Consider the following 12779-nt stretch of genomic DNA (forward strand, 5'->3'; position numbering starts at 1 on the left):
AAACATTAACCCCGATAGGAAACTATCGGGGTTTTATGTTTTGTATGAAATAAATTCACCTTGAGGTTTTACTCTCGACATCATGACGGTTTTTCGTTATTTTTAGATGTCCGGATGTCCAAAAACAAGGAGAATGACCCGCCATGCCAATCCGTATCCCTGATGAACTCCCCGCAGTGACTGATCTTCGTGATGAAAATATCTTTGTAATGACGTCTTCACGGGCGCAGTTTCAGGATATCCGGCCGCTGAAAGTCTTGTTTTTAAATCTGATGCCGAAAAAAATAGAAACAGAGCTGCAATTTCTGCGGTTACTGTCAAATACGCCGCTTCAGGTGGATATTCAACTGCTCCGTATCAGTCATCATGAGTCCAAAAATACACCAAAAGCGCATTTGGATGCCTTTTATTGTGATTTTGAGGAGATCAGGGAGCAGAATTTTGACGGATTAGTTATCACAGGCGCTCCACTCGGATTGGTTGATTTCGATGATGTCAATTACTGGCCGGAACTTGATGAAATAATTCGCTGGTCGCAATCACATGTTACATCGACACTTTTCGTTTGCTGGGCTGTGCAGGCGGGACTGAATACCTTATACAATATTCCCAAACAGACATTGAGTGAAAAACTCTCAGGCGTATACCGCCATACGACGCTGATGCCGCATGCGTTGCTGACCCGTGGGTTTGACGGGCAATTTTTTGCTCCGCACTCCCGTAATGCTGATTTTCCGGAATCGATGATCCGTGATCACACGGATCTTGATATTCTTGCCGCGTCAGAAGACGCAGGGGCATATTTGTTTGCCAGTAAAGACAAGCGACAGGTTTATGTTACCGGGCATGCAGAATATGATGCCGATACATTAGCGAATGAATATTGGCGGGATGCGGGTGCCGGACTAGCGCCTGCACTGCCGGTAAATTATTTCCCGGGAGACGACCCGCAACAAATGCCCGTCTCCAGTTGGCGCGGACACGGGCATCTTCTCTACTCTAACTGGCTGAATTATTGTGTTTATCAGATAACGCCATTTGATCTGAGTGTCATGAACCCCAGCCGGGACTAAACTGAAATTGCCACCATTGCGGTGGCAAAAAACAGATTGAGTTTGAATAATCAGGCTGTTGCACCGGCAACGGCTTGTGCTGCCAGAGTTGTGATACGTGCATAATCACCGTCACGGATAGCATCCGCAGGCACCAGCCAGGATCCGCCGACACACAGCACACTGCTGAGCGCGAGATAATCACGATAGTTACTCAGACTGATCCCGCCTGTCGGGCAGAACCGGATATGCGAAAACGGACCTGCGATTGCTTTCAGGGTGCTGACGCCGCCGTTAGCCTCTGCCGGGAAAAATTTAAAGTTATCCAGCCCATAATTCATGCCTGTCATTAATTCGGATACTGTCGAAATTCCCGGGATCAACGGAATAGGTCCGTTCACAGCCGCTTGCAGCAGGGCATCAGTCAGACCCGGACTGATAGCAAACTGCGCACCCGCTTCTGTAACCACTTTTAATTGTTCCGGATTAGTCACTGTACCTGCGCCGATAATCGCTTCGGGTACTTCCTGTGCGATAGCCCTGATGGCATCAACAGCGCAGCTGGTACGCAATGTCACTTCAAGAACACGCACTCCCCCAGCTATCAGCGCGCGTGCCAGCGGCACTGCCTGGTGCAGTTCATCGATCACAATAACAGGCACAACGGGTCCTGCGGTTAAGATTGAGTTTGCACTTATTTTCCAGTTATTCATTATTACTCTCACTTTGATCATCAAATCTAAAAAGGTTCAGAAACGGATACAGCAGGCACCTTCTTCTGCACCCGACAGTTGCGTGCGCAGTGCGCTGAATAACTCACGGCCGGTTCCTTCGTGTTCAGCACTGAGATCGGGCTGTTCTGCTTCCCGGTTGGCTAAAATAGTCTCATCGACAAGCAGTGTCAGCTCGCCGGTCTGCCCGTTGACCCGGATAAGATCACCTTCGCAGACTTTTGCCAGTAACCCGCCCGTACAGGCTTCCGGGGTAACATGGATAGCAGAAGGTACTTTGCCGGATGCACCGGATAAACGCCCGTCAGTAACAAGCGCCACGTTATAGCCTTTGTCCATCAGCACACCCAGCGGCGGCATCAGCTTGTGCAGCTCCGGCATTCCGTTTGCCTGCGGACCCTGAAAACGAACCACCACAACACAATCCTTGTTCAGCAGCCCGGCTTCAAAGGCGGGAACGATGTCATGCTGGCTGTTAAAAACCATGGCGGGTGCTTCAATCACCTGATTACCCACCGGCACCGCCGATGTTTTCATTACTGCGCGCCCGAGGTTTCCGTTCAGTACTTTTGTGCCGCCATGAGAAGAAAATGGAGTGTGACCCTGTGCGATGACATTATTATCCAGGGAATTAATCGCGCCTTCGCGCCATTTCAGTTCCCCGTTATCCAGCCACGGCTCCTGTGTATAACGGGATAAACCATATCCGGCGACAGTATGGACATCTTCATGCAGCAGCCCCAGACTGAGTAATTCGCGGATAATCAGTTGCAATCCGCCGGCGGCATGGAATTGGTTAATATCTGCCGGGCCATTCGGGTAGATGCGACTGAGCAGCGGCACAATATCTGACAGCTCAGAAAAATCATCCCAGTTAATAATGATACCGGCAGCGGCGGCGACAGCGACCAGATGCATTGTCAGATTGGTCGACCCGCCGGTAGCCAGCAGACCAATAATACCGTTTATGATTACTTTCTCATTTACCAACTGACCAACGGGCAGATAATTGCCGCTGTTCTCTGTAAAGCGGACAACCTGCTGTGCTGCTGCGTCAGTCAGGGCATTACGTAGCGGCGAATCCGGCTGGATAAAGGATGATCCCGGCAGATGCAGCCCCATGATTTCCATCATCATCTGATTAGAATTGGCTGTGCCATAAAAGGTACAGGTTCCGGCTGAATGATAAGACGCCGCTTCGGCATCAAGCAACGCCCGGCGATCGACTTTTCCTTCAGCAAATAACTGGCGCACCCGTACTTTCTCTTTATTCGGCAGACCACTGGTCATCGGGCCGGCAGGAATAAAAACAGACGGCAGATGCCCGAAAGAGAGTGCTGCCATCATCATCCCCGGGACAATTTTGTCGCAGATCCCTAAGTACAGTGCGCCATCAAACATATTATGAGATAAACCGATGGCGGCTGACATTGCAATCACATCGCGGCTCAACAGCGACAGCTCCATGCCATCCTGACCCTGAGTCACACCATCACACATTGCCGGAACACCACCTGCCACCTGACCAATTGCACCGGCACGGTGCAGTGCTGCCCTGATTTGCTCCGGATACTGTTCATACGGCTTATGTGCCGACAACATATCATTATAGGCAGTGATGATTGCAATATCGCTGTGTGCCATATTGCGAAGCTGTTGTTTCTCTTCCGGCTGGCAGGCGGCAAAACCATGAGCCAGATTTCCGCAGGCTAACTGAGCACGGTGAACGGTTTTACTGCGAGCGGTACTGATTTTTTTCAGATAGCGGGCGCGGGATAATCGCGAGCGCTCAATAATACGGGTGGTGATGTCTGAAAGGCGCTGATGAACCGGCGGATAAGCAGAATGTGTCATGATGTTGGCTCCCGGCTGGGTGTCTGCTGTACTGTTTCAAAGTCGGCAGTATCATTAATATGCATTGTTACCGGTAACATTTACACAGACCAAAGGGGTCTTGCAACTATTCGCCACAATTCATACCAGGAAGTATGATCAACCTCAAATTTTAGCTGAAACGAGAAAGCTTTCGGCGCAGATCGAATAACCGGGAAAATCCGGTTGTGCGGGTTTGTTGCAGGCATCAACATGAAAAACGCTCAGGTTGGTCTTTGATATACTCAGTAAAAGCTGTGTTAGTATAGACGTTCAGACGTCTGTTTAAATCAGGGTAATACGGAGTGGAGCCAGAACATGGATAATAAATTCAGCGAATTAAAAGAAATACTCACCAGGCGGATCCTTATTCTGGATGGTGCAATGGGGACAATGATCCAGCGCTATACACTGAATGAAGCCGGTTACCGGGGGGAACGTTTCGCTGACTGGCCTGTGGATCTGAAAGGCAATAATGATCTTTTATCCATCACTCAGCCGGATATTATCCGTGAAATCCATCTTGCCTACCTTGAGGCTGGTGCAGATATCATTGAAACCAATAGTTTTAACTCCACTGTTATTTCAATGGCGGATTATCAGATGGAATCCCTGTCTGATGAAATCAATGAAGCGGCGGCAAAACTGGCGCGTGAGTGTGCCGACGAATGGACGCGAAAAACGCCGGAGAAACCCCGTTATGTTGCAGGTATCCTGGGGCCGACAAACAGAACTGCCTCTCTTTCCCCTGATGTGAATGATCCCGCTTACCGCAATGTTTCCTATGATGCACTGGTCGAAGCCTATCGCAGCTCCGTGCGGGCGTTAGTTCATGGCGGTGCTGACATCATTATGATCGAAACTATTTTCGATACACTTAATGCCAAAGCGGCAATTTATGCGGTAGAAACTGAGTTTGAAGCGTTAGGCATCACACTGCCGGTGATGCTTTCCGGCACTATTACGGATGCCTCCGGGCGGACACTGACCGGGCAGACAACCGAAGCATTTTACAACTCTATGCGTCATATTCGCCCGCTCTCTTTCGGGCTTAACTGTGCCCTGGGTCCGGCAGAGCTGCGCCAGTATGTTGCGGAGCTTTCGCGGATTTCTGAGTGTTGTGTCAGTACGCATCCCAATGCCGGTCTGCCGAATGCGTTCGGCGGGTACGACCTGGATGCGGCAAACATGGCGGGGTATATTCGCGAATGGGCACAGTCCGGGTTACTGAATATTGTCGGTGGCTGTTGCGGAACAACCCCGGAGCATATCCGCGCGATTGCGCAGGCCGTTGCGGATATCGCGCCGCGTGTTCTGCCGGAACGTCCTGTCGCCTGCCGCCTTGCGGGGCTTGAACCGCTGACAATTGATAAAAATTCGCTGTTTGTGAATGTGGGTGAGCGAACAAATATTACCGGCTCTGCACGTTTCAAGCGGCTGATTAAAGCCGGTGATTATCAGGAAGCGCTGGCTGTTGCGCGCAGTCAGGTGGAAAACGGCGCACAGATCATTGATATCAATATGGATGAGGGCATGCTGGATTCGCAGGCGGCGATGGTGCGCTTTCTCAATATGGTGTCCGGTGAACCGGATATTGCCCGTGTACCGGTTATGATTGACTCCTCTAAATGGGAGGTGATTGAGGCGGGACTGAAATGCGTCCAGGGCAAAGGCATTGTGAATTCCATCTCCCTTAAAGAGGGAGAAGCCGTTTTTATTGATCACGCCAAAAAAGTGCTGCGCTATGGCGCGGCTGTGATTGTGATGGCATTTGATGAAACCGGGCAGGCGGATACCCGTCAGCGCAAAGTGGAAATTTGTCAGCGCGCCTACCGCATCCTGACAGAGAAGGTCGGTTTTCCGCCGGAAGATATTATTTTTGATCCTAATATTTTCGCAGTGGCAACGGGTATCCCCGAGCACAATAACTATGCGGTTGATTTTATTGAAGCCTGTAAGGAAATCAAAGCCACATTGCCCCACGCCATGATTTCCGGCGGGGTATCGAATGTCTCTTTCTCTTTTCGCGGTAACGACCCGGTACGTGAAGCTATCCACGCCGTATTCCTCTATTACGCCATCCGCAACGGAATGGATATGGGGATAGTCAATGCCGGACAACTGGCTATTTATGATGATTTACCGCCTGCACTGCGTGATGCCGTCGAAGATGTTGTTCTGAACCGCAATGATGAGGCGACAGAGCGTCTGCTGGCGCTGGCAGAGGAATTCCGCGACAGCAAAGGGGATGAAATCGCACCGCAACTGGCAGAATGGCGCGGATGGGAAGTGGAAAAACGGCTGGAATATGCGTTGGTAAAAGGGATCACCGAATTTATTATTGAGGATACCGAAGAGAGTCGTCAGCGCGTGGCAACCCCGGTGGAAGTGATAGAAGGTCCCCTGATGAACGGCATGAATGTGGTCGGTGACCTGTTCAGCGAAGGTAAAATGTTTCTGCCGCAGGTGGTGAAATCAGCCCGGGTGATGAAACAGGCGGTAGCCTGGCTGGAGCCGTATATTAAGGCATCGAAAGCCAGCGGCAGCAGTGCCGGTAAGGTACTGCTGGCGACCGTGAAAGGCGATGTTCATGACATCGGCAAAAATATCGTTGGTGTGGTGTTGCAGTGCAATAACTATGAAATTATTGACCTTGGCGTTATGGTGCCGTGCGAAACCATTCTGCGGACAGCGATTGAAAAGAAAGTCGATATTATTGGCTTGTCAGGGCTTATCACGCCGTCTCTTGATGAAATGGTACATGTGGCAAAAGAGATGGAGCGTCAGGGCTTCACACTGCCGTTGCTGATTGGCGGGGCGACGACATCCAAAGCACACACCGCCGTAAAGATTGAACCGAATTACAGCGGCGCAGTGACCTATGTCCAGAACGCTTCACGCACCGTGGGTGTGGTGGCGGCATTACTGTCAGATAAACAGCGGGATGAATTTGTTGCCCGTACCCGCAGAGAGTATGAAGTGGTCCGCGACCAGTATGCCCGCCGTCAGCCGCGTTCAGCGCCGGTAACACTGGCACAGGCACGGGAAAATTCGGTGGCGGTTGACTGGAATAATTATATTCCGCCGCATCCGCAATTTACCGGGGTGAAAACGGTTAGTGCCCCGATCTCTGTTTTGCGCCGTTATATTGACTGGACGCCGTTCTTTATGACCTGGTCACTTGCCGGAAAATACCCGCGTATCCTGGAAGATGAGGTGGTCGGGGAAGAAGCGACACGTTTATTTCAGGATGCAAACGCCATGCTGGATGAGCTTGACCGCTCCGGCACACTGACTCCGCGTGGCGTTGTCGGGATCTTCCCGGCAAACCGCATTGGTGATGATATCGCAGTGTACCGGGATGAATTACGTGAGGAAATCCTGCTGTACAGTTGTCATCTGCGCCAGCAGACACAAAAGAAAGATAACTTCCCTAATGCCTGTCTGGCAGATTTTGTCGCGCCTGAAGGAACACCCGATTACCTCGGCGCTTTTGCGGTGACCGGCGGGCTTGAGGAGGATGAATTAGCGGCCGGGTTTGAAGCGGCTCATGATGATTACAATAAAATTATGGTAAAAGCGCTGTCAGACCGTCTGGCGGAAGCGTTTGCTGAATATCTGCATGAGCAGGTGCGTAAAACAATCTGGGGTTACAGCCCGGATGAAGACCTGGATAATGATGCAATGATCCGTGAAAATTATCAGGGGATCCGCCCGGCACCGGGTTATCCGGCATGTCCTGAGCATACGGAAAAAAGTAAAATATGGGATCTGCTGGATGTTGAAGCCTGTACCGGCATGCGCCTGACGGAGTCTTATGCTATGTGGCCGGGCGCGTCAGTTTCCGGTTGGTATTTCAGCCATCCGCAAAGTAAATATTTTGCTGTCGCACAGATTCAGAAAGATCAGATTGAAGATTATGCCGCGCGTAAAAATATGCCGGTTAAAGAGCTTGAGCGCTGGCTGTCACCGAACCTGGGTTATGACCCGGAAGATTGATATCACAGCCCCGAAAGGGGCTTTTTTTTGCTGATTTTCCGGATACATAAGCCTTATCAGTCTTCTGTTCTGGTTTGCGTTAATCGCCCGGAGATGCTCTGTGTATAGTGGATAGTGCAACATTCAGTTGCTCTGCTATCAGCACAAAAGGAGATAATATAATATGAAATCGTTTTTGTATTACCGGTTGGTGATTTTTGCTGCCCTGATAACGTGCGGTGTATTTACCGGCAGTTGCCGTGCTGAAACTGACATATTGTGCCCTATGGTTTTGAGGCATTTAACATATAATTTTGAGGATAATATATGTTTCAGTCAGGTGTCTGTTCCGGCATGTACTGAAATATGTCATCCGGTAAGGAGTCGTGATAGGTCGATTCGTTTTTCTTGCATAAAAGAAGGCGATCCATCTGGTAGAAAGACCGTTATTAACAAAGTAGTATCGATCCCTGAGCGATGTGAACTGACCCTTCCGGTTGCAGTGAAACCGGACACTGTACAATGATGTGATATTCTTCAGGATAACCGGCCGGTATCCTTTTGTAGCGGATCTGTTTTCATTCTCCTTATTCTCTGTCGGTAATGATCATGTAATGTGATGACCCGGGTCTTGTGATTGTCTTTTTCATCCCCATTTATAAACAAGGAATTATGCCGTACTATGGCAGTTATCTGCCGCGGTCGGGCACATCAGATTCAATCATAACGGGAGTGATAAAATATAATGTACCGCTTCTATATTCAGGATGCTTTACCTGCCGGGTGCCTGCCCATTTATACGCTGCCTAAACCGGATCAGCCTCACTATTATGAATTGGATGAAAATATCCTGAATGCTGTGCTGAACATTATGCAGATAACGGATGTTCTGGATACGGACGATCTGCTGGATGACGACTGTTTTAACCGCATCTGGCTGAAAAGTGAATTAACCCCTGCGCGTGCATCAGAAGTCTATCATTTTCTGTCAAAACAACAGCTTGTTGATCCCATTCCGTCACCGGATGAAATTGCGGCTTTTAAACAGGCGCGGGAAGATGAAATTGCGTTGCTGAGTCTGCGCAGCACGAAAGACGGGTGTATTCCTGTGCATAAATTTGCCACACAGGATGCGTGGCGGATAGTTCCGCAAGAGTGTCAGTTGATTGTGGACATGCTCAATGATCATTTACTGGATGATCATAATGAAGTGGTCAAAAATATTGCGTCACTGTGCCACATCACACATAAAACCCTGGAGCACGCCCTGAAAGGCTGGCGCGGGTTTAATGAATTTGCTGCAAAACATGGCGGTTATAAGGTCTGCTGACAGAGCGTATGCCCGCTTTTCTGCGGGCAATATGAAACAGCGGTATTATTATGCTAAATAAGTAAATTAAATTAATGATAATGGAAGCAGTTATTCATAGCGCCTTGTCTTAGTTAGTATAAATCACTTCGTCGCTGATATATTAAATATATTTATATTGTTTTGTGAAAATATGATTTTAATTGATGGAAAGATTATCCTCTTTCCTTATAATTCGTACTTAGGGATATGGCTGATAGCGAGAAACAGTTCATTATCATTTATATTTCCTTCCGTGATCGTCTTACTCTTCTTCATATTTTGGAGCGGTCAATATCGTGATGACAGGGACAGTAAACGATATGCTATGTATCGACAATACTTGTCACTTTTGTTCTCTGTTGATTAATCTCTATTCGTGTGAATTAATTGCCTGACGTTAATATCGTCAGGCGTTTTTTTTTGTTTTTTTGCCATCTGCAAATTACTGACCGGATTTTCGGAACAAATCACGGTGCAGGGCGCGGATAATATTTTCAGCATCATTGCCCGGTACCAGCAGACACATGTTATGTCCGCTTGCGCCATAGCTTATCATCCGGATATTAAACGGCTCCAGCGCACTGAAAATCGTTTTTCCCAGCCCGTGTGCCCGCGTCAGTTCATTACCAATCACCGCGACCAACGCCAGATTTTGCTCAACTTCAATACGGCACAGTGATGATAATTCTGCGGTTAACTCTTCACTCAGCAATGCGCCGTTCGTGTGAGTGGAACCGACCGTATCCAGTGTTAACGCAATGCTGACTTCCGAAGTCGTAATGACATCCACAGAAATATTATGGCGTGAGAGAAGGGTGAAGATCTCTGCCAGAAACCCACGTGCATGAAGCATCTTCAGACTGTGCAGTGTCAGCAGGGTTTGCTGGCGGCGCAACGTCAGCGCACGGAACAATGGCGGGTTCGGATCATTGTCACATACCAGTGTGCCGCCCGCGCCGCTCTCTTTACTGGAGCCGACAAACACCGGGATACCGCTGCGTACCGCCGGTAGTAATGTGGCCGGGTGCAGAATTTTCGCACCGAAGTTTGCCATTTCTGCGGCTTCATCAAAGGTAATATGATCAATAGGATAGGCATCCGGCACAATGCGCGGGTCTGTGGTATAAATTCCCGGCACATCTGTCCAGATATCCACCCGCTGACAGTTGAGGGCCTCTGCCAGAAGTGCGGCGGTATAATCGCTGCCGCCGCGTCCGAGTGTGGTGGTGCGATCCCGGCTCTCCCGTCCGATAAATCCCTGAGTGACCACTACGCCGCCCGCCAGCAGAGGCGCAAGTATCTGATCACACCGGGTACGGAGCACGGCGGTATCCGGTTCTGCGCGTCCGAAGCAATCATCTGTCAGCATGACATCCCTGACATCAAACCATTGTGCCGACGCTCCCTGTTCACGGAGTACGTCAGTAAACAGCAGAGTCGACATTATTTCGCCGTGGCTGACAATTTCATCTACCAAAGCGCTGGATGTTGCCAGTGCCGCCGCATCAGATAAGGTTGCAATATTACTCAGCAGGCGGGCAATTTCTGTTTGCAGAGACTCATTTTCAGGGAGTTGTGACAAAATGGCGTATTGCACATCGCTTATCTGTTGCAGGTATTTTTCCCGCTGTGTGCGGGAGCATCCCTGAGCGAGTTCGATGAGTGCATTCGTGATACCTGCTGAGGCTGATAAAACAACCAGCGCCACACCGGGACTTTGCATAACGACCCCGGCACTTTTGCGCATGGCTTCATAATTTGCCACGCTCGTACCACCGAATTTTGCGATAACCTGCGTAGCAGGTGAGGAAGATGCCGACGCCATAATGAATTCCTTATCCCGTAAAATGAAAAATGTGAGCTGTGTTACACTGATAGAATTATCTGTATTGCCTTAATGAGTCAATATTGATTAGCGGATAATCAATATCTTTCATAATGGCGGCTGAATTATCGTTTTTTGCGATAGTCGGTTCAGCACAGGATTTGGCTCCGTTTTTTGAGCAATATCACGGAATGACAGACGCATAACACCTTTATCGTCAGGACAGAGTACACTTTGTTGACACGATTCAGTTTTTCAATAAAAAGAGAGCTGCAATGAAAAATATTAACCCCGTCGATACTGCGGCCTGGAAGGCGCTTGAACAACATTACAGCGAAATCAAATCTGTGCACATGCGTGATTTGTTTGCGCAGGATGATAACCGGTTCAGCCGTTTTTCGGCTGCATTTGGTGAAGAGATGCTGGTGGATTACTCGAAAAACCGCATCACGCAGGAAACATTGGATAAACTGCTTTCACTGGCTGAAGAGTGTGATGTGCGCGGGGCAATCCGCAGCATGTTTTCCGGTGAGAATATTAACCGGACAGAAAACCGTGCCGTGTTACATACCGCGCTGCGCCACCGGGATAATACACCGGTCATGGCGGACGGGCAGGATGTGATGCCGCAGGTCCGGGCCGTGCTTGAAAAAATGCGTTTGTTCAGTGAGCGGATCATCGGAGGCAGCTGGAAAGGTTATACCGGCAAAGCGATTACCGATGTGGTCAATATCGGTATCGGCGGTTCAGATCTGGGTCCGTATATGGTAACAGAAGCTCTGAAACCGTATAAAAATCATCTTGGTATGCATTTTGTCTCAAATGTTGACGGAACACATATCGCAGAAACCCTGAAAACACTGAACCCGGAAACCACACTGTTTCTTATTGCCTCGAAAACCTTTACCACACAGGAAACCATGACCAACGCCCATTCTGCGCGTGATTGGTTCCTGGCAAAAGCGAAAGATGAATCGGAGGTTGCAAAACATTTTGTGGCGCTCTCCACGAATGCGGAAGAGGTCGCAAAATTCGGCATTGATACTGACAACATGTTTGAGTTCTGGGACTGGGTCGGCGGGCGTTATTCTTTATGGTCGGCGATTGGCCTGTCCATTGTGCTGTCTGTCGGTTATGACAATTTTACGGCACTGCTGGATGGCGCGTATGCCATGGATACACATTTCACGGAGACAGAGTTCTCACAGAATATCCCCGTACTGCTGGCGCTGATTGGTCTGTGGTACAACAATTTCTTTGGTTCAGAGACAGAAGCGATTCTGCCGTATGACCAATACATGCACCGGTTTGCCGCGTATTTCCAGCAGGGCAATATGGAGTCCAACGGGAAATCTGTTGATCGCAACGGAAACGCAGTGACACAACAGACAGGACCGGTTATCTGGGGTGAACCCGGAACTAACGGGCAGCATGCGTTTTATCAGTTGATCCATCAGGGAACCAAGCTTATTCCGTGTGATTTCATCGCACCGGCGCAGAGCCATAATCCGCTGGGGGATCATCACAACAAACTACTGTCGAATTTCTTTGCTCAGACGCAGGCGCTGGCATTCGGTAAAACCCGTGAGCAGGTGGATGCGGAGTTTGCCGCGCAAGGCAAAAACCCGGCAGACATGGATTATGTCGCGCCCTTTAAAGTGTTTGAAGGCAACCGTCCGACAAACTCTATTTTGCTGAAATCGATTACGCCGTTCAGTCTGGGGGCGCTTATCGCCATGTACGAGCACAAAATTTTTGTTCAGGGCACGATCATGAATATTTACTCGTTCGACCAATGGGGCGTTGAACTGGGTAAACAGTTGGCAAATCGTATTCTGCCTGAACTGGCGGACAGCTCGCCGGTGGATAGTCATGATGGCTCAACGAACGGATTAATTAACCGGTTCAAAGACTGGCGTCAGAACTGAGTTTTCTTGTAACCGGTATCCCGGGTATATCAATTTCTGAAC

7 protein-coding genes are annotated in these 12779 nt (G+C 49.3%); 4 read left to right on the plus strand and 3 right to left on the minus strand.

Annotated elements, in window-relative coordinates; genetic code table 11:
• The first annotated feature begins 143 nt into the window (after positions 1-143).
• Positions 144-1073, plus strand: coding sequence for a homoserine O-succinyltransferase MetA (gene metA, locus ACMHKJ_RS17880; RefSeq protein WP_413496064.1), 930 nt, complete (start codon positions 144-146; stop codon positions 1071-1073).
• A gap of 50 nt (positions 1074-1123) precedes the next feature.
• Here metA and ACMHKJ_RS17885 read toward each other — a convergent pair whose 3' ends face one another.
• The gene (locus ACMHKJ_RS17885; protein ID WP_413496066.1) at positions 1124-1765 is read right to left on the minus strand and encodes a bifunctional 4-hydroxy-2-oxoglutarate aldolase/2-dehydro-3-deoxy-phosphogluconate aldolase; all 642 of its coding nucleotides are present in this window, start codon (positions 1763-1765) and stop codon (positions 1124-1126) included.
• Between the two features lie 36 nt (positions 1766-1801).
• Positions 1802-3637 (minus strand): phosphogluconate dehydratase, encoded by a 1836-nt coding sequence (gene edd / locus ACMHKJ_RS17890; RefSeq protein WP_413496067.1) that lies wholly within the window; start codon positions 3635-3637, stop codon positions 1802-1804.
• A 336-nt stretch (positions 3638-3973) separates the two neighbouring features.
• Between edd and metH the strand changes: the two genes are divergently transcribed.
• Positions 3974-7654 (plus strand): methionine synthase, encoded by a 3681-nt coding sequence (gene metH, locus ACMHKJ_RS17895; RefSeq protein ID WP_413496069.1) that lies wholly within the window; start codon positions 3974-3976, stop codon positions 7652-7654.
• Between the two features lie 724 nt (positions 7655-8378).
• Complete coding sequence (locus tag ACMHKJ_RS17900; protein WP_413496071.1) at positions 8379-8963, plus strand: hypothetical protein; 585 nt, start codon at positions 8379-8381, stop codon at positions 8961-8963.
• A gap of 463 nt (positions 8964-9426) precedes the next feature.
• Here ACMHKJ_RS17900 and lysC read toward each other — a convergent pair whose 3' ends face one another.
• Positions 9427-10809 carry a lysine-sensitive aspartokinase 3 gene (gene lysC, locus ACMHKJ_RS17905; RefSeq protein WP_413496073.1) on the minus strand — a complete coding sequence of 461 codons (1383 nt, stop codon included), beginning with the start codon at positions 10807-10809 and terminating at the stop codon, positions 9427-9429.
• Between the two features lie 275 nt (positions 10810-11084).
• Between lysC and pgi the strand changes: the two genes are divergently transcribed.
• The gene (pgi, locus tag ACMHKJ_RS17910; RefSeq protein WP_413496075.1) at positions 11085-12737 is read left to right on the plus strand and encodes a glucose-6-phosphate isomerase; all 1653 of its coding nucleotides are present in this window, start codon (positions 11085-11087) and stop codon (positions 12735-12737) included.
• Positions 12738-12779: the final 42 nt, after the last annotated feature.

This window comes from Morganella psychrotolerans (assembly GCF_965118875.1).
Lineage (GTDB): Bacteria > Pseudomonadota > Gammaproteobacteria > Enterobacterales > Enterobacteriaceae > Morganella > Morganella psychrotolerans_C.